This is a genomic window from Pseudomonas sp. XK-1, assembly GCF_038069885.1.
GTDB lineage: Bacteria > Pseudomonadota > Gammaproteobacteria > Pseudomonadales > Pseudomonadaceae > Aquipseudomonas.
This window is the reverse complement of record NZ_JBBPES010000002.1, coordinates 463,615-487,752: the sequence shown is the minus strand read 5'-3', so window position 1 is coordinate 487,752 and position 24,138 is coordinate 463,615. Positions and strand designations below refer to the sequence as shown.

Here is a 24,138-nt window from a genome sequence, read left to right as displayed (position 1 = left end):
GGCCCGCCGAGGATATCGACCGATGAAGCTGTTGCGTTTGCTGTTCCGGGAAAACCGTCTGCCGCTGCTCGGGGTGTTGCTGCTGAGCCTGTGCAGCGCGCTGTTGAGCGTCGGGGTGATCGCCTTCGTCAACCTGCGCCTGATCGCCGGCGGCGAGGCCATGGGCGGCGCGCTCTTGCAGTTCGCCGGTCTGCTGATTCTGCTGCTGGCCTGCGCCTCGGCGGCGCAGATGGCGCTGCACACCCTGGGCCATCGCTTCGTCTATCGGCTGCGCCGCAACCTGGTCAAGCGGGTGCTGGACACCGATATCGAGCGCCTGGAGCAGATCGGCGGGGCGCGCATTCTCGCCAGCCTGTCGAGCGATATCCGCAATATCACCATCGCCTTCGTCTACCTGCCCGAGCTGGTCTACGGGCTGATCCTCAGCCTGGCCGCCTTCGCCTACCTGGCCTGGCTGTCGCCCTCGCTATTCGGCGTCACCCTGGCCTGGCTGGGCTTTACCCTGAGCGTCGGCTGGCTGTTCGTCGGCCGGGTCAACCACCATATCCGCCTGCTGCGCGAGGCCGAGGATCGCCTCTATCAGGACTACCAGGCGGTGATCGACGGGCGCAAGGAGCTGGCGCTGAACCGCGACCGCGCGCGCCTGCTGTTCAGCGAAGAGTTCGACAGCAACGCGCGCAGCTACCGCGACAACGTCACCCGCGCCGACATCTTCAACGGCCTGGCCGGCAACTGGGCCAATTGCATGGTGCTGGGCACCATCGGCCTGGTGTTCTTCTGCGCCAATGGCCTGGGCTGGGCGGCCGCGCCGGTGGCGGCGACCTTCGCCCTGACCGTGCTGTTTCTGCGCGCACCGATGGTCGCCAGCGTGGCGGCGATCCCCAGCCTGCTGGCCGCACGGGTGGCGCTGGGCAAGCTGGAGGCGCTGGAGCTGGCCGAGCAGCGCGAGGGCTTCGACTATGTCGAGCAGCCGGCCGACTGGCAGGCGCTGCACCTCGATGGCGTCAGCTATCGCTACCCTGGCGAGGGCGAGGCGGGCGAACTCGGCTTCGATGTCGGCCCCATCGACCTGACCCTAAAACGCGGCGAGCTGGTGTTTCTGGTGGGCGGCAACGGCAGCGGCAAGTCGACCCTGGCGCGCCTGCTCACCGGCCTGCATCGCCCCGACTCCGGTGCCATTCGCCTGGACGGCCGCGCCCTGAATGAGGACGAATGGCCGGCCTATCGGCAGTTGTTCGCCAGCGTATTCACCGATTTCCATCTGTTCGCGCGGCTGCTCGGCCCGGCGGGCAGCGAAGTCGGCGATGGCCTGGTCAAGGGCTGGCTCGAACGTCTGCATATGGCGCACAAGGCGCGCCTCGGAGCGGGGCGCTTGCTCGATACGCGCTTCTCCCAGGGCCAGCGCAAGCGCCTGGCGCTGCTGCTGGCGATGCTGGAAGGGCGCGACATCCTGGTGCTCGATGAATGGGCGGCGGATCAGGACCCGCTGTTCCGCCGGCTGTTCTACCGCGAACTGCTGCCGCAACTGAAGGCCGCCGGCAAGACGGTGCTGGCGATCACCCACGACGACCACTATTTCGACCAGGCCGACCGCCTGCTGAAGATGGATGGCGGTCAGTTGTTCGAGCTGACCGGCGAGCAGCGCCAGCGCGCCAGTGCCGACGCCCTGCATGAAATCGGCGGGCCGGCGCGGCGCGTGGAGGTGCCGGGCATCTCGTAGGGTGCGCTGCGCGCACCAATACCGCTGCCTGGTGCGCACGGCGCACCCTGCTTCATTTTGTTGGGCTGCGTGCCTCGGCGTCACCATGCCGTGGCGATGAGCAGAAACGCCGTTGGAGCGTGCCTCGGCACGTGCAAAATTCGCGTGTAAATCAAAATTATTCGCAAATGATTTCGTCTGTATCCATATCGCCGGCACAGCCCGGCTCGCACCGAGGACCCGCCATGAGCTTCGACAGCCCCGAGACCCGCTTTCTGGTCGTGATCAACGCCGAGCAGCAATACGCCATCTGGCCGGACTACAAGCCGCTGCCCGCCGGCTGGCAGGAGGTCGGCGTGCACGGCGACCGGCAGACCTGCCTGGCGCATATCGCCGAGGTCTGGACGGATATGCGCCCGCTGAGTCTGCGCCAGGCGACGCCGGCCTGAGGCCGCGGTTCGGCCTGTCCCTGCGCGGATTGCCGAGCCTTCTTTCCGCCTGCGCGCCGAACTGCTCAACCCGATCGAATTTCCGCCTGGCATCTGTTGTGTGCCAAGGCCGCTTACGCGCACCCAGGGTGCCTAGAGGTGTTGTCCATGACCGCCGATTGCCTTTCTCAGCCGCTCACCGACCTGGCCTGGGTGCCGTTGTCCTCGGCGCAGCAGCGCCTGTGGTTCTTCAGTCGCCTGGAATCCGCCAGCAGCGCCTACAACCTGGGTGGCGTGCTGTGGCTCGAGGGTGCGCTGGATCTCGCCGCCCTGCGTTACGGCCTGGATCAGCTGCTGGCCCGACATGCCGCGCTGCGTCTGGTGTTCGCCGAGCAGGATGGCGTGGCTCGTCAGGCGGTGCTGCCGGTGTGCCCGATGCCGCTGGAGCGGGTCGATCTCGGCGAACTGGCCCCGGCGCTGCGCCAGGCTGCGGTCGAAGAGCAGGGGCGAGCCTTCGTCGAGCGGCATTTTGACCTCGGCCACGGGCCGCAGATCCGCGCTGCGCTCTATCGCCTGGAGGACGAGCGTCATGGGTTGGTGCTGAGCATGCACCACATCGTCTCCGACGCCTGGTCGGTGCGGGTGCTGTGCGAGGACCTGGCCGAGTTCTACCGGGCCCACCAGCAGCGCCGCGCGCCCACGCTGAGAGCCCTGCCTCTGCAGTACTGCGACTACGCCGAGGGGCAACACCAGTGGCTGGCCAGCGGTGAAGGCCGGCAGCAACTGGATTACTGGTGCGCGCAGCTGGGTGAGGAACAGCCGGCCCTGCTGCTGCCCGCCGACTTTACCCGCCCGGCCCAGGCCGACCGCCGCGCCGCCTATCGCCAGCTGCAGCTGCAGCCGCAGCTGGTTGGGCGTCTGCGCGGCCTGGCCAAAGCCTGCGGTGCGACCCTGTTCAGCGTGCTGCTGGCAGCCCTGCAGCTGCAGCTGGCGCGGCTGTCGGGCCAGCGCGAAGTGCGCATCGGCGTGCCAGTGGCGGGCCGCGCCCGTGGTCATGAGCGTCTCGTCGGCTTCTTCGTCAACACCCTGGTGCTGGCCGGGCAACCCTCGCCGGGGCTGAGCGTGCGCGACTGGGTCGGCCGCACGCGGCAATGCCTGCGCCAGGGCCTGAATCACCAGCAGATGCCGTTCGAACAGCTGGTGGAAGCGCTGGCACCGGCGCGCAGCCTGGGGCAGCAGCCGTTGTTTCAGGTGGCGTTCAACTACCGCCGACAGATCCCGCTGCTGGCCAACGGGTTGCCGGGCATCGAGGCGCGCCTGGAAGAGTTTCCCGCCAGCCGTATTCCGTTCGACCTGGCTCTGGATGCGCAGCAAGGCGAAGGCGAGCAGGTGCAGATCAACTTCGCCTACGCCGCCGACCTGTTCGATGCAGCCAGCATCGAGCGGCTGATCACCGGCTATACCCAGCTGCTCGGCGAGTTCGTCGCCCAGCCCGATAGCCGCCTGGCGCAGTTGCGTTTGCACAGCGAGGCCGAACAGCAACGCCTGGCCCTGTGGAACCAATGCAAGCAAGCCCATGATCCATCGCGCCTGCTGCCCGAACTGATCGCCGAACAGGCGCGTCTGCGCCCCCATGCCATCGCCCTGGTGCATGGCAGCGAGCGCCTGAGTTATGCCGAACTGGAGGCCCAGGCTAACCGCCTGGCCCATCTGCTGATCGAGCGCGGCGTCGGCCCGGAAGCGCGGGTTGGCTTGTCGCTGGAGCGCGGCAATTCGATGATCGTCGGTCTGCTGGCCATTCTTAAAGCGGGCGGTGCCTTTGTGCCGCTGGACCCCGGTTATCCGCGCGAACGCCTGGCCTTTATGGTCGAGGACTCGGGCTTGCAATGGCTGATTACCAGCGGCGATCTGGCGGGCCGGCTACCGGAAGTGGACACCCTGTGCCTGGATCGGCTCGACCTGTCTGCCTACAGCAGCGAAGTGCCTAAGGTCGCGCTGCATCCGCTAAATCTCGCCTATCTGATCTACACCTCCGGCTCCACCGGCCAGCCCAAGGGCGTGGCGGTCAATCACGCCGGCCTCAGCATGCACGTGCAGTGCATCGGCCAGCGCTACGGCATGACGCCCGAGGATGTGGAGCTGCATTTCGCCTCGATCAGCTTCGACGGCGCGGTGGAGCGCTGGACGGTGCCGCTGGCCTTCGGCAGCCGCCTGGTGATCCGCGATCAGCAACTCTGGAGCGCCGAGCAGACCTGTCAGGTGCTGCAGGACGAAGGGGTGACTATCGCCATCTTCCCGCCCAGCTATGCGGTGCAGCTGCTGGACTGGGTCGAGTCGCAGTCACTTAGTCTTAATGTTCGTTCCTGGACCCTGGGCGGCGAAGCCTTTACCCGCGAAACCTACGAGCGCATGCAGCGGGTGCTGAAGCCCACTCGCATCGTCAACGGCTACGGCCCCACCGAAACCGTGGTCACGCCGCTGATCTGGGAAGCCTTCGCTGGCGATGAGCTGCAAGCGGCCTACGCCCCCATCGGCACCCCGGTCGGCCCGCGCACATGCTACGTGCTGGATAGCGAACTCAATCTGCTGCCCATCGGCGTGGCCGGCGAGCTGTATATCGGTGGTGAAGTGGGTCTGGCCCGCGGTTATCACCAGCGCCCGGACCTGACTGCCGAACGCTTTCTGCCCGATCCCTTTGGCGAACCGGGTGAGCGCATGTACCGCACCGGCGATCTGGTGCGCTGGCGCGAGGACGGCGCTTTGGATTACCTCGGTCGGGTCGACCATCAGGTCAAGATTCGCGGCTTCCGTATCGAGCTGGGCGAGATCGAAAGTCAGCTGTTGGCCCTGCCGCAGATCGCCGAAGCGGCGGTGGTGGCCCGCGATACGCCGAGCGGCAAGCAGCTGGTCGGCTATCTGGTTGGCCGCGGCGAGCTGAACCTGAACGAAATCAAACAACGGCTGGCGGCGCAGCTGCCGGACTATATGCTGCCGGCGCAGCTTATTCAGCTCGACAGCCTGCCGCTGACTCCGGCGCGCAAGCTGGACCGCGCCGCACTGCCGGAACCGCAGTGGCAGGGCGCGGATTATCAGGCAGCGCAAACTGACAACGAACAAATCCTCGCCGCGATCTGGCAGCAGGTACTGGGTGTCGAGCGGGTAGGGCGCACGGATCACTTCTTCGAACTGGGCGGAGACTCCATCGTGGCGCTGCAGGTGGTCAGCCGCGCACGTCAGCAGGGCCTGGGCCTGACGCCCAAGGATGTATTCCAGCAGCAGACCCTGGCCGAGCTGGCCGCGGTGGCCCGCGAGGTGGACGCGCCGCGCGCCGAGCAAACGCCTGTCAGCGGCCCCGCGCCCTTGCTGCCGATCCAGGCACGCTTGCTCGAGCGCGAAGGCCTGGCCGCCTGCAACCAGTACCTGCTGTTCGAGCTGGGCGAGCCCTTCGATCCCGCATTGCTGGAGCAGGCGTTGCAGGCGCTGGTGCGGCATCACGATGCCTTGCGTCTGCGCTACTCGCGCTCTGATAACGGCTGGCAGCAATGGCATGCCACGCCGGCCGAGGCCAATGCGCAACTGCTGTTGCAGGAGTACCAGGCTCGCGACACCGCTGATGCGGAGGCGCGTTGCCGCGCGGCTCAGACCAGCCTCGATCTGCACCAGGGCCCGCTGCTGCGTGCACTCTATCTGCGCCAGGCCGGTCAGCTTGATCGCCTGTTGTTGACTATCCATCACCTGGCCGTGGACGGCGTGTCCTGGCGCGTGCTGCTGGAGGACCTGCCGCGCGCCTATGCACAGTTGCAGGCCGGTCAGGCGGTGCAGCTGGCGGAGAAAACCACTGCCTTCAAGGCCTGGGGCGAGCGCTTGCAGGCTTTCGGCGAGAGCGACGTGGTGCAGGCCCAGCGCGGGTTCTGGCTGGCCCAGGAGCAGGCGGTTTTCCCTTTGCCGACGATGACCGCCGCCCCGGGCCGCGAAGATCAGCGCCAACGCCTGAGCCTCAGGCTGGCGGCCGAGCCGACCCGCGAGCTGTTGCAGGGGGCGCAGCAGGCCTATCGCCTGCGCGCCGACGAGGTGCTGCTGGCCGCCCTGGCGCGGGTGCTCTGCGCCTGGAGCGAACAGCCGGCACTCAGCCTGCACCTGGAAAGCCATGGCCGCGGGCCGCTGTTCGAGGATATCGACCTGAGTCGCACGGTCGGCTGGTTTACCAGCCTCTATCCGCTGAGTCTGCGGCCTGCCGCCGATCTGCCGGGCAGCCTCAAGGCGATCAAGGAACAGTTGCGCGCGGTGGCTGATGGCGGCCTGGCCTATGGTCTGCTGCAACAGCGGGGCGTGTTGGCCGGGCTGACGCCGCAACTGCTGTTCAACTACCTCGGGCAGTTCGAAGGAACCGGCGCTGGCGCGTTGCAGGTGCTCGATGCCGGCCTCTGGCGCGAGGCCGATGCGCCCCTGGATGCGCCCCTGGTGATCAATGCCGAGCAGCGCGACGGCGGCCTGCAGCTTTATCTGGATTTCTGCCCCGGGCACTGGCCGCGCGCCACCCTCGAAGGCCTGTTGCAGCGACTGGAAGCCGAGCTGCAGACGATTCGCGCCCATTGCCTGAGCGCGCCGCGCTGCCTGACGCCCAGCGATGTCGCCCTGGCCGGCCTCGATCAAACCGCTCTCGACGCCTTGCCCGGGATCGAGGATATCTACCCGCTGTCGGCCCTGCAGCAGGGCCTGCTGTTCCACAGCCAGCTGGGTGAGTCCGCCAGCAGCTACGTTAATCAGCTGGTATTGCCGCTCAGCGGCCTGGCCCCCGAGCGTCTGCGCCAGGCCTGGCAGCAGGTGCTGCAACGCCACGCCATGCTGCGCGCACGCATCATTCCGGGCGAGCCGCCGCTGCAGGCGGTGCAGACCCAGGTCGCCTTGCCCTGGCAGCAGCTCGACTGGCGTGAGCCGAACGCACTCGCCGCAGGTGAGTTCCAGACGCGCCTCGACGCCCTGTGCCTGGCCGAGCGCCAGCGCGGTTTCGAGTTGACCGAGGCCCCGCTGCTGCGCCTGCTGCTGGTGCAGCGCGACGAGCAGCAGTTTGTGCTGGTCTGGACGTTGCACCATCTGCTGCTCGACGGCTGGAGCACCGGCTTACTGCTCGGCGAGGTGCTGGCGCTCTACCACGGCGACAGCCTGGCCGCGCCGCGTGGCCAGTTCCGCGCGCATATCGCCTGGCTGGCGCAGCAGGACGGGGCGGCCAGCGAAGCCTTCTGGCGGCCGCAGTTGCAGCGCCTCGACGCGCCGACCCGGGTCGCCGGCAGCCTGCCCTGTCGCAGCCCCGGCAGCGGCCATGTGCGTCATCCCCTGGCGCTCAGCAGTGAGCTGCAGCAGAGCCTGCGCAGCTTCGCCCAGCGTCAGGGCCTGACCCTCAACAGCCTGATCCAGGGGGCCTGGGCGCTGCTGCTCAGTCGCCTGACCGGCAAGCGCGCGCTGTGCTTCGGCACGACGGTGGCGGGGCGGCCGGCGGATCTGCCGGGTGCCGAGCAGATCGTCGGCCTGTTTATCAACACCCTGCCGGTGGTGGTCGAGCTGCCGCCGGAGCAGGCGGTCGGTGCCTGGCTGGCAGCCTTGCAGCAACACAACCTGGCCCTGCGCGAACACGAGCACACGCCGCTGTACGACCTGCAACGCTGGGCCGAATTCGGCGGCGAGGCGCTGTTCGACAACCTGCTGGTGTTCGAGAACTACCCCCTGGGCGATGCGTTGCGGCAAGCCGAACGCGGCGACCTGCGCCTGGGTACGCCGCACAGTCATGAGTTCACCCATTACCCGCTGGCCCTGGCGGTACTGCCGGGCGATGCGCTGAATCTGCTGCTGGCCTACGACAGCGCGCGTTTTGACGCGGCGGCTATTGCTCGGATCGAGGCATTGCTGCGTCAGGCTCTGGAGCAGTTGCTGGGCGAGGTGTCACGGCCGCTGGCGGCATTGGAGTTGCTGGATAACAGCGAGCAGCAGCGCCTGGCCGCGTGGAACCAGTGCCGACAAGCCCATGATCCATCGCGCCTGCTGCCCGAGCTGATCGCCGAACAGGCGCGTCTGCGCCCCCATGCCATCGCCCTGGTGCATGGCGGCGAACGCCTGAGCTATGCCGAACTGGAAGCCCAGGCCAATCGCCTGGCCCATCTATTGCGCGAGCGCGGCGTCGGCCCGGAAGCGCGGGTTGGCCTGTCGCTGCAGCGCGGCAATTCGATGATCGTCGGCCTGCTGGCCATTCTTAAAGCGGGCGGTGCCTTTGTGCCGCTGGACCCAGGCTACCCGCGCGAACGCCTGGCCTTTATGGTCGAGGACTCGGGCCTGCAATGGCTGATTACCAGCAGCGATCTGGCTGGGCGTTTGCCGGCCGTGGACACGCTTTGCCTGGATCGGCTCGACCTGTCTGTCTACAGCAGCGAAGCGCCTGCTGTCGCGCTGCACCCGCTAAATCTCGCCTATCTGATCTACACCTCCGGCTCCACCGGCCAGCCCAAGGGCGTGGCGGTGAACCATGCCGGCCTAAGCATGCACGTACAAACCATCGGCCAGCGCTACGGTATGACGCCCGAGGATGTGGAGCTGCATTTCGCCTCCATCAGCTTCGACGGCGCGGTGGAGCGCTGGACGGTGCCGCTGGCCTTCGGCAGCCGCCTGGTGATCCGCGATCAGCAGCTGTGGAGCGCCGAACAGACCTGCCAGGTATTGCAGGACGAAGGCGTGACCATCGCCATCTTCCCGCCCAGCTATGCGGTGCAGCTGCTGGACTGGATAGAGTCGCAGTCACTTAGTCTTAATGTTCGTTCCTGGACCCTGGGCGGCGAAGCCTTTACCCGGGAAACCTACGAGCGCATGCAGCGGGTGTTGAAACCCACACGCATCGTCAACGGCTACGGCCCCACCGAAACCGTGGTCACGCCGCTGATCTGGGAAGCCTTTGCCGGCGATGAGCTGCAAGCGGCCTACGCCCCCATCGGCACCCCGGTCGGCCCACGCAAATGCTATGTGCTGGATAGCGAACTCAATCTGTTGCCCATCGGCGTGGCCGGCGAGCTGTATATCGGTGGTGAAGTGGGTCTGGCCCGCGGTTATCACCAGCGCCCGGACCTGACCGCCGAGCGCTTCTTGCCCGATCCCTTTGGCGCGCCGGGCGAGCGTATGTACCGCACCGGCGATCTGGTGCGCTGGCGCGAGGACGGTGCCCTGGATTATCTGGGCCGGGTCGACCATCAGGTAAAGATCCGCGGTTTCCGCATCGAGCTGGGCGAAATTGAAAGTCAGCTGTTGGCCCTGCCGCAGATCGCCGAGGCGGCGGTGGTGGCCCGCGATACGCCGAGCGGCAAGCAGCTGGTCGGCTATCTGGTCGGCCGCGGCGAGCTGGACCTGAACGCAATCAAACAGCAGCTGGCGGTGCAGCTGCCGGACTATATGCTGCCGGCGCAGCTTATTCAGCTCGACAGCCTGCCGCTGACCCCAGCGCGCAAGCTCGACCGCGCCGCCTTGCCGGAGCCGCAGTGGCAGGGCGCGGATTACCAGCCCCCCGCCAACGACAACGAGCGCCTGCTCGCCGCGATCTGGCAGCAGGTGCTGGGGGTGGAGCGGGTCGGGCGCGGCGATCACTTCTTCGAGCTGGGCGGTCATTCGTTGCTGGCCACTCAGGTGGTGTCGCGCCTGCGCGCCGAGCACGGCCTGGCGCTGCCGCTCAAGGCGCTGTTCGACGTGCCGCTGCTGGCCGCCTGCGCCGCCCAGCTCGGCCAGCCAAATCCGCAGCTGCCAAGCATCCGCGCGTTGCCGCGCGGCGCGGATCTGCCGCTGTCCTACGCCCAGCGCCGCTTGTGGTTCCTCAATCGTCTGCAGCCGGACAACACCGCCTACCATATGCCGGCCGGGCTGGCGCTCTACGGTCGCCTGAACCGCGGCGCGCTGCAGGCCAGTTTCGATGCGCTGGTGGCCCGCCACGAAGCGCTGCGCACGCGTTTTGTCGAGGTCCAGGGCGAGGCGTTGCAGCGCATCCTGCCGGCGCACAGCCAGGCCATCGCACTGCACGATCTGCGCGAACTGCCGGCCCACCAGCGGGACGCGGCGGCCAAGGCCATCAGCCAGCAACTGCTGGCTCAGCCCTTCGATCTGGCTCGCGATGCGCTGCTGCGCGTGGCCCTGTTGCGCCTCGGTGACCAGGAACACCGGCTGCTGCTGGTGCAGCACCATATCGTCTCCGATGGCTGGTCGATGCAGCGCTTTATCGCCGAGTTCAGCGCGGCCTACGCGGCCTTCGCCGAAGGCGCGCAGCCGACGTTCGCGCCCCTGCCAGTGCAATACGCTGACTACGCCCATTGGCAACGCCAGTGGCTGGCCAGCGGCGAGCGCGAGCGCCAGTTGGGGTATTGGCGCGAGGCCTTGGGCGAGCACCAGCCGCTGCTCGAACTGCCCACCGATCACCCACGCCCGGCGCGCACTGGGCTGCGCGGCGCGCGTCTGCGCTTCAGCCTGCCAGAAGGTCTGACCCGCCAGCTGCGCGCCCTGGCCCAGCGGGAAAATGCCACGCTGTTTGCCCTGTTGCTGGCGGCCTGGCAAAGCCTGCTGCACCGCTACAGCGGCCAGGACGACATTCGTGTCGGCGTGCCGGTGGCCGGGCGCAGCCTGCTGGAAACCGAGGGCGTGCTCGGCTGCTTCGTCAACACCCTGGTGCTGCGCGGCGCGCCGGCCGGCAACAAGCCGTTCCGCCAGTTGCTCGGCGAATTGCAGCAGGCCAGCCGCGACGCCCTGAGCCATCAGGAGCTGCCGTTTGAGCAACTGGTCGAGGCCCTGCAGCCACAGCGCAGCCTCAGCCATCACCCGCTGTTCCAGGTGGCGTTCAACCATCAGCAGCTCGACTTCAGTGCCCTCGGCAACTGGCCGGGGCTGCGCGTCGAACCGTTCGACCCGGGCGCTGCGGGTGCCCAATTCGACCTGGCCCTGGACACCGAGGAGGGCGTCGACGGCAGCCTCGGCGGCTTTATCAGCTACGCCTGCGAATTGTTCGAATCGCGCAGCATCGCGCGCATGGTGCGGCACTTCCAGCGTCTGCTCGAAGGCCTGTGCGCCGCGCCGGATCAGGCCATCGGCCTGCTGCCGCTGCTGGAGCAGGAAGAAGAGGCGCGCATCGCCGCCTGGAACCACAGCGCGCGCGATTACGGCCCCTTCGTCCCGGTCACCGAGCTGATCAGTCAGCAGGCGGCGCGCACCCCGGACGCCACCGCGCTGATCATGGCCGAGCAGCGCCTGAGCTACGCCGAGCTGGAGGCGCGAATCAACCGCCTGGCCAACCGCCTGCGGCGGCGCGGGGTGGCCAAGGGCAGCCTGGTCGGCATCAGTCTGGAGCGCTCGCTGGAGCTGGTGATCGGCCTGCACGCCATCGTTCGTGCCGGGGCCGCCTATGTGCCGCTGGACCCGGAGTACCCGGTCGAGCGCCTGGCTTATCTGCTGGAGGATGCCGGCGTCGAGCTGCTGCTCAGCCACAGCCTGCTGCTGGCCGAGCTGCCGCTGCCGGCGCAGGTGCGCACCCTGTGCCTGGACCGCGAAGATTGCAGCGACGAATCGGCCCAGGTTCCTGCGCTGAAGCTGCACCCCGACGATCTGGCCTATGTGATCTACACCTCCGGCTCCACCGGCAAACCCAAGGGTGCGGGCAACAGCCACGCGGCCCTGGCCAATCGCCTGTTATGGATGCAGGAGGCCTACCGGCTGGATGGCGGCGATACAGTGCTGCAGAAAACCCCGTTCAGCTTCGACGTTTCGGTGTGGGAGTTCTTCTGGCCGCTGATGAGCGGCGCGCGCCTGGCCGTCGCCGCGCCGGGTGATCACCGCGACCCGCAGCGCCTGCTCGAACTGATCCAGACGCACCGGGTGACCACCCTGCATTTTGTCCCCTCGATGCTGCAGGCCTTTGTCGGCCATCCGCAGATCGAGGCCTGCAGCAGCCTGCGGCAGATCGTCTGCAGCGGCGAGGCGCTGCCGGCCGAGTTGCAGGCGCGGGTGTTCCAGCGCCTGCCGCAGGTTCAGCTGTACAACCTATATGGGCCGACCGAGGCGGCCATCGATGTCAGCCACTGGACCTGCGTCGACGAAGGTCGCCACGCGGTGCCCATCGGCCGGCCCATCGCCAACCTGCGTCTGCATGTACTCGACCCGCAACTGAACCGGGTGCCGCTCGGCGTGCCGGGTGAGCTGTACTTGGCCGGTATCGGCCTGGCCCGCGGTTATCACGGCCGCCCCGAGCTGACCGCCGAACGCTTCGTGCCCGATCCCTTCGGCCCGGCGGGCGCGCGCATGTACCGCAGCGGCGACCTGGTGCGCTGGCGCGAGGACGGTGCCATCGACTACCTGGGGCGCATCGACCATCAGGTGAAGATCCGTGGTTTCCGCGTCGAACTGGGTGAAATCGAGGCGCTGCTGCTGGCCCAACCCGGCGTCGCCGAAGCGGTGGTGGTGGCGCGCGATACCCAGCTCGGCAAGCAGCTGGTGGCCTATCTGGTGGCGGCGGATGCGCAGGTTGGTGTCGACGAAGCCACCTGGCTGGCCGAGCTGAAAGCCGCGCTGAAAACCCAGCTGCCCGAGCATATGGTGCCGGCCGCCCTGGTGCGCCTGGCGCATATGCCGCTGTCGCCCAACGGCAAGCTGGAGCGCCGCGCGCTGCCCGAGCCGCAGTGGCAGGTGCGCGAGTACCGGGCACCGCTCGGCGAGCTGCAAGTAGCTCTGGCGGCGATCTGGCAGACCCTGCTGGAAGTGCCGCGGGTCGGTCTCGACGACAACTTCTTCGAGCTCGGTGGGCACTCGTTGCTGGCCACCCAGGCGGTGGCGCAGATCCGTCAGCAGCTCGGCCTGGAAGTGCCGCTGCGGGCCTTCTTCGAGTTGGACAACCTCGCCGCCCTGGCGGAATCGCTGCAGCAACAGGCCCCGCAAAGCGCCGGGCAGGACGACGCCGCGCTGCGCGAAATGGCCGCACTACTGGATGAATTGGAGTCGCTGTGAGCAATCCCCTGATCGACAAGGCCGCCCTGGCGCGGCGCTTTCTGGCCCTGGGCGCGGCCGAGCAACGGCGCTTTCTCGAGTTGCTGCAGGCCAAGGGCATCCGCTTCGAGCTGCTGCCGCTGGTGCCGGCACCGCGGGGCGAGCGCCTGCCGCTGTCCTTCGCCCAGCAGCGCATGTGGCTGATCGGCCAGCTGGAGCCGGATAGCAGCGCTTATCACATGGTTGGCGCATTCAGCCTGGAGGGCGAGCTGGACCGCGCGGCGCTGGTCGCTGCCCTGGAACTGATCCTGGCGCGGCACGAGGCGCTGCGTACGCGCTTTGTCGAAAGCGACGGCCAGCCCTGGCAGGTTATCGACCCGCCCGGTGCACTGGCGCTGGAGGAGCGCGATCTGCGTGGCGAGCCGCAGCAGCTTGAGGTGGTAACCCGCGAGCAGGCCGCGCGCGCCTTCGACCTGGCCCGCGGGCCGCTGCTGCGGGTGCAGTTGCTGCGCCTGGACGACCAGCAATGGCGCTTGCAGGTGGTCACCCACCATATCGTCTCCGATGGCTGGTCGATTGGCGTATTCAGCGCCGAGCTGGCCCAGGCCTATGCGGCGCTGTGCCAGGGCCAGCCGGCGAACCTGGCCGAGCTGCCGGTGCAGTACGCCGATTTCGCCATCTGGCAGCGCGCCTGGCTGGAGGCGGGTGAGGGCGCGCGGCAGTTGCACTACTGGCGCGAGCGCCTGGGCGGTGAACAGCCGGTGCTGGCCTTGCCCTATCGCCAGGCGGCCGGGCAGATGCGTCATGCAGTGCGCCTGGGCCAAGCCTTGCCGGCAGGGCTGTCGGCGCGGCTGCGCGGCCTGGCCCAGAGCGAAGGGGCGACCCTGTTTCAGCTGTTGCTGGCGGCTTTTCAACTCTTATTGGCGCGTTACAGCGGCCAGCGCGATATCCGCGTCGGCGTGCCGGTGGCCAACCGCCAGCGCGGCGAGATCGCGCCGCTGATCGGCTTTTTCGTCAACACCCAGGTGCTGCGCGCCGAACTGAGCCCGCAACAGTCATTTCGCGTCTTGCTCGCTCAGGTGCGCCAGCGCGCCCTGGAAGCCCAGGACCATCAGGATCTGCCATTCGATCAACTGGTCGAGGCCCTGGCCCCCGAACGCAGCCTCGGCCAAACGCCGCTGTTTCAGGTGCTGTTCAACCACCAGCGGCGCGACCTCGGTGCCCTGGCCCGGCTGCCCGGCCTGCGCCTGACGCCCCTGGCCCAGGATCTGCCGCACGCGATCTTCGACCTGGCCCTGGACAGCGAGGAAGACGCCGATGGCGAGCTGCGTCTGGTCTTTACCCATGCCCGCGAACGTCTGGACGCTGCCCTGGTGGCGCGTATGGCCAGCCACTTTATCGGCCTGCTCGAACAGCTATGCCAGACCGCGGATCTGCCCCTGGCGCGCCTGCCGCTGCTCGACGACGAGGACCAGCAACGCCTGACCCTGTGGAACCAGTGCCAGCAAGCCCATAACCCATCGCGCCTGCTGCCCGAACTGATCGCCGAACAGGCGCGTCTGCGCCCCGACGCCATCGCCCTGGTGCATGGCGGCGAACGCCTGAGCTATGCCGAACTGGAAGCCCAGGCCAATCGCCTGGCCCATCTGCTGATCGAGCGCGGCGTCGGCCCGGAAGCGCGGGTCGGCTTGTCGCTGGAACGGGGCAATTCGATGATCGTCGGCCTGTTGGCGATCCTCAAGGCCGGCGGTGCCTTCGTGCCGCTGGACCCCGGTTACCCGCGCGAACGCCTGGCCTTTATGGTCGAGGACTCGGGCTTGCAATGGCTGATTACCAGTAGCGATCTGGCTGGGCGTTTGCCGGCCGTGGACACGCTATGCCTGGATCGGCTCGACCTGTCTGTCTACAGCAGCGAAGCGCCTAAGGTCGCGCTGCATCCGCTAAATCTGGCCTATCTGATCTACACCTCCGGCTCCACCGGCCAGCCCAAGGGCGTGGCGGTCAATCACGCCGGCCTGAGCATGCATGTGCAGTGCATCGGCCAGCGCTACGGCATGACGCCGGACGATGTGGAGCTGCATTTTGCCTCCATCAGCTTCGACGGCGCGGTGGAGCGCTGGACGGTGCCGCTGGCCTTCGGCAGCCGCCTGGTGATCCGCGATCAGCAGCTGTGGAGCACCGAGCAGACCTGCCAGGTGCTGCAGGACGAGGGCGTGACCATCGCCATTTTCCCGCCCAGTTATGCGCTGCAACTGCTGGACTGGGTCGAGTCGCAGTCACTTAGTCTTAATGTTCGTTCCTGGACCCTGGGCGGCGAAGCCTTTACCCGCGAAACCTACGAGCGCATGCAGCGGGTGCTGAAGCCCAAGCGCATCGTCAACGGCTACGGCCCGACCGAAACCGTGGTTACGCCGTTGATCTGGGAAGCCTTTGCCGGCGATGAGCTGCAAGCGGCCTACGCCCCCATCGGCACCCCGGTCGGCCCGCGCACATGCTACGTACTCGACAGCGAACTCAATCTGCTGCCCATCGGCGTGGCCGGCGAGCTGTATATAGGTGGCGAAGTCGGCCTGGCCCGCGGTTATCACCAGCGCCCGGATCTCACCGCCGAGCGCTTTCTGCCCGATCCCTTTGGCGAGCCCGGCGAGCGTATGTACCGCACCGGCGATCTAGTGCGCTGGCGTGAAGACGGCGCTTTGGATTACCTCGGCCGGGTCGATCATCAGGTGAAGATTCGCGGCTTCCGTATTGAGCTGGGCGAGATCGAAAGCCAGCTGCTGGCCCTGCCGCAGATCGCCGAGGCGGCGGTGGTGGCCCGCGATACGCCGAGCGGCAAGCAGCTGGTCGGCTATCTGGTTGGCCGCGGCGAGCTGGACCTGAGCGCGATCAAACAGCAACTGGCCGCCCAACTGCCGGACTATATGCTGCCGGCGCAACTGCTGCAGCTGGACAGCCTGCCGCTGACCCCGGCACGCAAACTGGATCGCGCCGCGCTGCCGGAGCCGCAGTGGCAGAGCGCCGATTACCAGGCACCGACTTGCGACAACGAACGCATCCTCGCCACCATCTGGCAACAGGTGCTGGGTGTCGAGCGGGTCGGGCGCAGCGATCACTTCTTCGAATTGGGCGGCGATTCCATCGTGGCCTTGCAGGTGGTCAGCCGGGCTCGCCAGCAGGGCCTGGCGCTGGCCCCGCGGGATCTGTTCCAGCAACAGACCCTGGCCGAGTTGGCAGCGGTTGCGCGACCTGCGAGCGAGTCGACCCAGGCCCAGGGGCCGGTCAGCGGCGAGTTGCCGCTGACGCCGATTCAGGCGCATTTCTTCGCCCTGAGCCAGGCCGAACCGGCGCACTGGAACCAGTCGCTGTACCTCGAGGTGCAGCGCCCACTCGACCCGGCGCTGCTTGAGCAGACATTGCAGGCGCTGGTGCTGCATCACGACGCCTTGCGCCTGCGCTTCGCCGAGGGCCGCCAGTGGTATGCCGCCCACGATGCCTTGACCACGCCGTTATTGCTCAGCTGTGAGGTTGGCTGCGACGCTGAGGCCGAGATGTTGTGCAACGAAGTGCAGCACAGCCTGAATCTGGCCGACGGCCCACTGCTGCGTGCGCTCTATCTGCGCCAGGCCGGCCAGGCGGATCGGTTGTTGCTGGTGATTCATCACCTGGCCGTGGACGGTGTGTCCTGGCGGGTGCTGCTGGAGGATCTGCCGCGCACTTATCAGCGCCTCGCCGCCGGCCAGCCGCCGGCACTGCCGGCCAAGACCTGCTCCTACAAGGACTGGGCCGAGCATCTGCAGACCTGGGCACGCAGCGAGCAGGCCGCCGCCGAACTGGATGACTGGTGCACGCGGTTGTCCGGCCACGATCAGCCGCTGCCCCAGGATCTGCCAGCGGCCACGGCGACCTTCGGCGAAAAACGCGAAGTGCGCATCGGCCTGGATCGCGCCAGCAGCAAACGTCTGCTGACCCAGGTGCCGAGCGCCCTGGGCGTGCGGATCAACGACCTGTTGCTGAGCGCTCTGACCCGCGCGCTCTGCGCCTGGAGCGGGCAAAGCGCGCTGCGGGTCAATCTGGAAGGGCATGGCCGCGAGCCGCTGGCCGCCGGACTCGACCCGAGCCGCACCCTGGGCTGGTTTACCAGCCTGTACCCGTTGCGCCTGCCCCATGTCGGCGACCTGCGCGAGCAGCTGCACAGCGTGCAGACGCAGTTGCAACAGGTCACCAATGGCGGTGTCGGTTATGGCGCGCTGCGCTGGCTCGGCGAGCCGGCTGCACAAGCCGCGTTGGCCGCCCTGCCGCAGGCGCAGGTGACCTTCAACTACCTCGGCCAATATGCCGGCGGCGAGGCCAACGGCTGGTTCCGTCCGCTGGCGGGCGGCGGTGCGCAACAGGCCGCCGGCAACCCGCTGGGCAGCTTGCTCACGGTCAATGGCCAGGTGTTCGACGGCGAACTCAGCCTGGCCTGGGAATACGCCCCCAGCCAGTTGCACGAAAGCACGGTGCAGGCCCTGGCCGCGGCCTATCGCGCCGAGCTGCTGGCGTTGCTCAATCTGGCCGGGACAACAGCCGGAGCAGGCCCGGTGCCGCTGCTGCAACTGTCGCGACAGACCCCGGCTGCGCTGCCGTTGTTCTGCCCGCATCCGGTGACCGGCCGGGTCACCGGTTACCAGCCGTTGACGGCCAGGCTGGAAGGCCAGCGCGCGGTGTTCGGTTTGCAGTGCCGCAGCTTTGTCGACCCCGAATGGCGCGACGGCAGCCTGGGCGAGATGGTCGACGCCTACCTGGCCGCCTTGCTGCGCCAGCAGCCCGAGGGGCCTTATCACCTGCTGGGCTGGTCCCTGGGTGGCAGCCTGGCGCTGGAACTGGCCGCGCGTCTGGAAGCCCGCGGCCAGACCGTGGCCTTTCTCGGCCTGGTGGATTGCTATGTGCCTGGCACGGAAATTCCCGAGGACGACAGCCGCCATCCCCAGGCCCGCGCGCGCCTCGGCGAGCACCTGCGCTTGCTGGTGCCGGAGCTGTCGGCCGGCGCGCTGGACGATCTGCTCGCGCGGCTCGAAGCGCTGCCCCCGCTGGATTGGCCGCAGGCCTGCAGGCAGTGGTTGCTGGGCCAGGGGCTCGACGCCGTGGCCAGCCAGAGCCTGCAGGAGCTGCTGTTTGCCTGGTCGGTCGAGCAGCAGATGCGCCGCCTCTGCGCTGGCTACCAATTGCCGAGGGTCAAGGTGCGCCCGCATTGCTGGTGGGCGACCCGGCCCGAAGGGCGCGCCGCACTGCTGGGGCAGGGCCTGGAACAGGCCCTCGGCCGCGCCGCCAGCCATAGCCTGATCGACGCCGACCACCTGGGCATCGTGCGCGCGCCAAAGACCCTGGAGCAGGTAAGCCGCTACCTGGCGGCGCTGGGTTGAGGGGCAGGGAAAAATAAATCGACTAATCGCTAAATTTTTTGCGCCGGCATTCGTCTTAGTGGTGGAAGTTCGAGTTAATGAGAATAATTCTGATTAGTATTTTATCTGGGGAGTGTTTGATGCAGCGCTTAGCGAAGTACCGGTTGTCAAAGTGCCCATTCAACAAGGCGCAGCTGCCGCTGGCCATGGGCTATGCCCTGGCATTATTGGCCAGCCCGCTGCAGGCGGCGGATGAGCCCGTCGAACTGGAGAGCATGCGCATCACCGGCGAGCTGGACAGCCCGGTCGGCGAAGACCAGGGCTACGTGGCGAAGAACAGCCGCAGCGCGACCAAGATCAACACCCCGCTCAACGAAACCCCACGCTCGGTTTCGGTGGTCACCCAGGAGCAGATGGACGACCGCAACGTACAGACCGTCAGCGATGCCCTGCGTTATGTGCCGGGCGTTCAGGCGGGCTTCTATGGCGAGGACAACAAGCAGGACTGGTTTATCATTCGCGGCTTCAAGCAGGCCAACAACGGCCTGTTTATGGACGGCTCGCGCATCTACTCCAGCGCCTTCTACAGCTGGCAGATCGACCCCTTTATGCTCGAACGTATCGAGGTGCTCAAGGGCGCGTCCTCGGTGCTCTACGGTCAGACCCCGCCGGGCGGCCTGATCAATCTGCAGAGCAAGCGCCCGAGCGCCGAGCACAAGAATGAAATTGGCGTTCAATACGGCAGCTATGATCGCAAGCAGCTGAGCCTGGATGTGGGCGGCAAACTCGACGAGCAGGGCGATCTGCTGTACCGCGTGGTGGCCCTGAGCCGCGACACCGGCACCCAGGTCGACGACGTGGACGCCGAGCGCCTGCTGCTGGCCCCGTCGCTGACCATGAACTTCGATGCCGACACCTCCCTGACCCTGCTGGCCAGTTTCCAGAAGGACAACTCGGACCCGCAGCTGCAGTTTCTTCCGGCCAGCGGCACCATCGCCTCCAACCCGAACGGCAAGATCGACACCGATACCGCCGTCGGCGACCCCGGTTACGAGAAGTTCAACCGCACCCAGTACACCCTGGGCTATGAATTCAACCATCGACTTAGCGATGCCTGGGATTTCCAGCAGAACCTGCGCTACGGCCATATGGATCTGGAGCTGCGTCAGCTTTACAGCCTCGGCTATGTCAACGACTCCTTCCCCGGCCTCGACCCGAGCCAGAGCCTGATCGCCCGTGGCCTGACTTACCGCGACGGCCAGGCGGACAACGTTTCGGTGGACAACCGCCTGCTCGGCAACTGGATCGGCAATGGCTGGGAGAACAGCCTGCTGCTCGGCGTCGACTACCAGCAGCTGAAGATCGACGACCGCAGCCCGGCCAACGACGCCAGCTTCCCCAGCGTGCCGCTGCTGGATATCTACAACCCCAAGAATTCCGCCACTGTGACCTTGCCCCTCGTCGGCACCATTACCCCGACCTACGGCCAGTCGATCGATCCCGGCGCATTGCAGCGCAAACAGACCCGCGCCGATCAGATCGGCTTCTACTTCCAGGAGCAGCTCAAGCTCGATGACCGTTGGGTTTTCCTGCTGGGTGGGCGCTACGACAAGTCGCGCACCGATTTCGACAATGACAGCACCGGTGTCGGCTTCAATGTCCGCGACGAGGATTTCACCTGGAGCACCGGTGTTGCCTACATCTTCGACAACGGCCTGACGCCCTATGCCAGCTATTCCGAATTCTTCCTGCCGGTTACCGACCTGAATACCAGCACCGGCAAGCCTTTCGAGCCGGAGCAGGGCGAGCAGAAAGAGTTGGGCTTGAAGTATCAGCCTCCAGGGTTCGATGGCTCGTTCAACGTTGCACTGTTCGAGTTGACTCAGGAAAACGTGCGCAAAACCCTGACCGGAGGGATTCAGACCCAGCTGGGTGAAGTGCGCAGCCGCGGCATCGAACTGGAGGCCCAGGCCAACGTCACCGAGAGCCTGAGCCTGGTGGCCAGCTATACCAAGCTCGACCCGGAAACCACCAAAACCACCCGCGCGGCGGAAAAAGGCAAGACCCCGGCCAACGTCGCCGACGAGATGGCGTCGATCTGGGCCCGTTACCGGGTTCGTGGCGGCGTGCTCGATGGCCTGGCCTTCGGCGCAGGGGCTCGGCATACCAGCTCCAGCTACGGGGATAACACGGAAACCCTGGAAGTGCCGTCCTACACCATTCTCGATGGCATGGTCAGTTACGACTGGGACAACTTCCGGGTTCAGCTCAATGCCAACAACCTGACCGACAAGGAATACATCACCGCCTGCGACTACTACTGCTGGTACGGCAATCGTCGCAATCTCATCGCCAGTGCCAGCTATGCCTGGTAAGCCGCCCCGCAGCCTGCCGTTGCCCGATGGGCAGCGGCTGAGCCTCGCCGACGATGGTGATTGCCTGGCCCTGCGCCTGGACGAGCAGCCGCTGCTGCGCGCCCGCCGCCTGCAGCACGGCACAGGGCCGGTGCTGCAACCTGTGGAGCTGTCCCTGCAGGCCCAGGTCGCAGCCCTCGAACTGCTGGCGTACGCCTGCTTCGCAGGCGATGCCGCCTGCCAGACCGTGGCGCTGAGGCTCGACGAAGTCGACCCGGCGCTGCTGGCGCGCGGCTTGTTGGTTAAGGGCGATGCAGAGGGGCTGTGGCTGATCGAGCGCAGCATGTTCTGGCAACTGCCGGGGCGCTTTGTACGCGCCCCGGCCAGCTCCAGTTATCCGCAAAGTCTGGTGATGCACCCAAGCGGGCGGCGTCATCCGCGGCGCGCGCCGAAGCCGGTCGGCGAAGTCTATCGGCGCTTCGATGCCCGCCTCGGTGCATGGATTGCCCTGCGCAGCCTGGATATCGAGGGCGATCTACAGCGCTTCAACCGCTGGCAGAACCACCCGCGGGTGGCGGCCTTCTGGCAGGAAGAAGGTGACCTGGAACAGCACCGCGCTTACCTCGAAAACCTGGCCGTCGATCCGCGGGTGCTGACCCTGGTCGCTGCCTTCGACGAGCAGCCCTTTGCCTATTACGAAGCCTACTGGGCCAAGGAGGACCGCATCGCGCCCTTCTATCCGGCCGAGGATTACGACCGCGGCATCCATATGCTGGTTGGCGAGGATGCCCATCGCGGTCCGCACAAGGTCGCCGCCTGGCTCGCTGCCCTGGTGCACTACCTGTTTCTCGACGAGCCGCGAACTCAGCGCATCGTCTGTGAACCGCGCGCCGACAACGCGCGGATGATCCAGCATTTGCAGGCGCTGGGTTTCGCCAGGCACAAGGAGTTCGACTTTCCGCATAAACGCGCCGCGCTGATGGTGCTGGAGCGGGAGACTTTTTTTGCGCGCTGCCCGCTCTGCTGAGCTGAGGCGTGCGGCAATAACACGAGCCGCGCATAACGCGGCCACTGATGAGGTTAGGCGGGACGCACGGCGTCCCATTACCAGCCACAGACCACAGAATCGGTGCCAGACATGAGTATTGAAACACTGGAATACGACGTAATCGGCCTGGGTTTCGGCCCGGCCAACCTGGCCATTGCCGTAGCCCTGGAAGAGGATCGACGGGGGCGCGAAGGCGGCTTGCGCTGCTGCTTCCTGGAAAAGAAGCCGGCCTTCGAATGGCACGGCGGCATGCTGCTGGAAGACAGTCGCATGCAGATCTCCTTTCTCAAGGACCTGGCAACCCTGCGCAATCCGGCGAGCCGCTTTACCTTTATCAACTACCTGCACCAGAAACGCCGTCTGGAGCCCTTTATCAATATCGGCAGCTTCAACCCCTCGCGCGTCGAGTACAACGACTACCTGGGCTGGGCCGCCGGTCACTTCGCCGAGCGCGTGCATTACGGCGAGGAAGTGATCGCCGTCGAGGCCATCGAGGAGCAGGGCGAAGTGCAGCGCCTGCGGGTGATTTCGCGTTACGCCGACGGCCGCACCCGGGCGCGGGTAACCCGTAACCTGGTGGTCGGCATCGGCGGCCTGCCGTCGATCCCCGAGGCGTTTCGGCCATTGCGCGACGAGCCGCGGGTGCTCCATTCCTCGCAGTATCGCGAGCGCATCGAGGCCCTGGGTGGCGGGGGTGAGCAGCCCCAGCGCCTGGCGGTGATCGGTGCCGGGCAGAGCGCGGCGGAAATCTTCAGCGACCTTACCGGGCGCTTCCCGCAGGCCGAGGTTTCCCTGATCATGCGTAGCCAGGCCCTGCGCCCGGCGGACGACAGCCCCTTCGTCAACGAGATTTTCGACCCCTCGTACACCGACCTGATCTACCAGCAACCCCATGCCGTGCGCCAGGAGCTGATCCGCGCCCACGCCCATACCAACTATTCAGTGGTCAATCTGGACCTGATCGAGCGCATCTACCAGGGCTTGTATCAGCAGTCCATCACCGGGCGCAGAACCCAGCGGCTGCTGGCCAACCGGCAGATCCATGGGGTCGAGGCCGTCGCCGAAGGTATTCGTCTGAGCCTCAGTGATAGCCACAACGGCCACAACGAGGTGCGTGAGTTCGACGGCGTGGTGCTCGCCACCGGTTACCGCCGCGACGGCCACCAGCGCCTGCTTGAAGGCCTCAGCCATTACCTGGCCGCCGGCGAAGTGGAGCGCAGCTACCGTTTGCCGACCCAGGCCGGGTTCCTCCCCAATATCTACCTGCAAGGCTGCTGCGAGGCCAGCCATGGCCTGAGCGATACCCTGTTGTCGGTGCTGTCGGTACGCTCCCAGGAAGTGGTCGACGCGCTGCTGGAGCAGGGCCGCCGACCGCGTACCCCCGCCAGCGCCTGCGCATGACGAGAGACTTAAGTTGATCCCAGCCATTGCTCCGCTGTTTCAGGGCCAGTTCGCCCACTATCGCGACGTGCTGACCCTGCACGACGATCCCCGCCCGGCTTTGCCGGCGCGGGACTTCGTCGAGCCGCAGCGGCTGGAGGAGTGGCTGCTGCGTTTCGGCCCCGAGCACGCCGATGGCGACCGCCGCGCGCTGCTGTCGCTCTGGTCGAAGTACTACTTTCTGCGCCTGATACCGCCGGTGCTGGCGGCGGGGCTGATTCTCAACTGGCGACTGCCGCTGGATTTCGATGGGCTCGAGGTGGTGGTGGGGGCCGATGGCCTGCCCGAGGCCTTCAAGCTACCCGGCGAGGGCGAGCGCTGGAGCAATCCGCCAAACGATGGTTTCGAGCGTTTTTCCGGTCTGCTGGATGACAACCTCGCACCCTTTATCGCCGCCCTTAACCGCTACCGCAAGGTCGCGCCGCGGGTGCTGTGGAGCAACGCCGGCAACTATGTCGAATGGTTTATGAGCACCCTGGGCCGCTTGCCGTTTCCCGCTGCGACCCTGGCCCATGGCCATGCGCTACTGCAAACCCGGCTGCGCCCGGACGGCTCGCGCAACCCGCTGTTCGAGCCGGTGCGCTATATCGAACAGGGCCAAGGCCAGACGCCCTGGCGGCAGCGCCGCACCTGCTGCATCCGCAATCAGCTGGCCATGGCCATGTGCGACAACTGTCCCCACCTCGACTGCCCGCCGGCAGAAGGCGGCGAGCTGGATTGAGCGACGGCGGCTGATAACGCCACAGCCGCTCCGACACAAGGCCTCCACTTCGTAGGGTGCGCCGTGCGCACCGGGGCC

8 protein-coding genes are annotated in these 24,138 nt (G+C 66.9%); all 8 read left to right on the top strand.

Translation table 11 applies throughout. The features are described 5' to 3' along the window. Nucleotides 1–22 precede the first annotated feature (22 nt). Entirely contained in the window at nt 23–1,720 is a 1,698-nt protein-coding gene (locus WMW70_RS07860; protein WP_341436948.1) for a multidrug ABC transporter permease/ATP-binding protein, read from the top strand. A 224-nt stretch (nt 1,721–1,944) separates the two neighbouring features. After that, a complete protein-coding gene (locus WMW70_RS07855; protein WP_341436947.1) occupies nt 1,945–2,148 on the top strand; it encodes an MbtH family protein in 204 nt (67 codons plus the stop codon). A gap of 147 nt (nt 2,149–2,295) precedes the next feature. Next, the gene (locus tag WMW70_RS07850) at nt 2,296–13,137 is read left to right on the top strand and encodes an amino acid adenylation domain-containing protein (RefSeq protein ID WP_341436946.1); all 10,842 of its coding nucleotides are present in this window, start codon (nt 2,296–2,298) and stop codon (nt 13,135–13,137) included. Next, on the top strand, nt 13,134–18,518 hold the full coding sequence (locus WMW70_RS07845) for an amino acid adenylation domain-containing protein (RefSeq protein ID WP_341436945.1): 5,385 nt from the start codon (nt 13,134–13,136) through the stop codon (nt 18,516–18,518). Before WMW70_RS07850 ends, WMW70_RS07845 begins: the two co-directional genes overlap by 4 nt. 119 nt (nt 18,519–18,637) lie before the next feature. Continuing rightward, nucleotides 18,638–20,872, top strand: coding sequence for a TonB-dependent siderophore receptor (locus WMW70_RS07840; RefSeq protein ID WP_341436944.1), 2,235 nt, complete (start codon nt 18,638–18,640; stop codon nt 20,870–20,872). After that, nucleotides 20,862–21,878 (top strand): GNAT family N-acetyltransferase, encoded by a 1,017-nt coding sequence (locus WMW70_RS07835; protein ID WP_341436943.1) that lies wholly within the window; start codon nt 20,862–20,864, stop codon nt 21,876–21,878. Before WMW70_RS07840 ends, WMW70_RS07835 begins: the two co-directional genes overlap by 11 nt. A gap of 111 nt (nt 21,879–21,989) precedes the next feature. Further along, complete coding sequence (locus tag WMW70_RS07830; RefSeq protein WP_341436942.1) at nt 21,990–23,300, top strand: lysine N(6)-hydroxylase/L-ornithine N(5)-oxygenase family protein; 1,311 nt, start codon at nt 21,990–21,992, stop codon at nt 23,298–23,300. Nucleotides 23,301–23,313: 13 nt separating this feature from the next. Then, nucleotides 23,314–24,060, top strand: a complete 747-nt coding sequence (fhuF, locus tag WMW70_RS07825) for a siderophore-iron reductase FhuF (protein WP_341436941.1) — start codon at nt 23,314–23,316, stop codon at nt 24,058–24,060. Nucleotides 24,061–24,138 lie beyond the last annotated feature (78 nt).

Coding starts and splice junctions, on each gene's coding strand:
- WMW70_RS07860 (WP_341436948.1), top strand. CDS start 23: ATGAAGCTGTTGCGTTTGCTGTTCCGGGAAAACCGTCTGCCGCTGCTC.
- WMW70_RS07830 (WP_341436942.1), top strand. CDS start 21,990: ATGAGTATTGAAACACTGGAATACGACGTAATCGGCCTGGGTTTCGGC.
- WMW70_RS07850 (WP_341436946.1), top strand. CDS start 2,296: ATGACCGCCGATTGCCTTTCTCAGCCGCTCACCGACCTGGCCTGGGTG.
- WMW70_RS07855 (WP_341436947.1), top strand. CDS start 1,945: ATGAGCTTCGACAGCCCCGAGACCCGCTTTCTGGTCGTGATCAACGCC.
- WMW70_RS07840 (WP_341436944.1), top strand. CDS start 18,638: ATGCAGCGCTTAGCGAAGTACCGGTTGTCAAAGTGCCCATTCAACAAG.
- WMW70_RS07835 (WP_341436943.1), top strand. CDS start 20,862: ATGCCTGGTAAGCCGCCCCGCAGCCTGCCGTTGCCCGATGGGCAGCGG.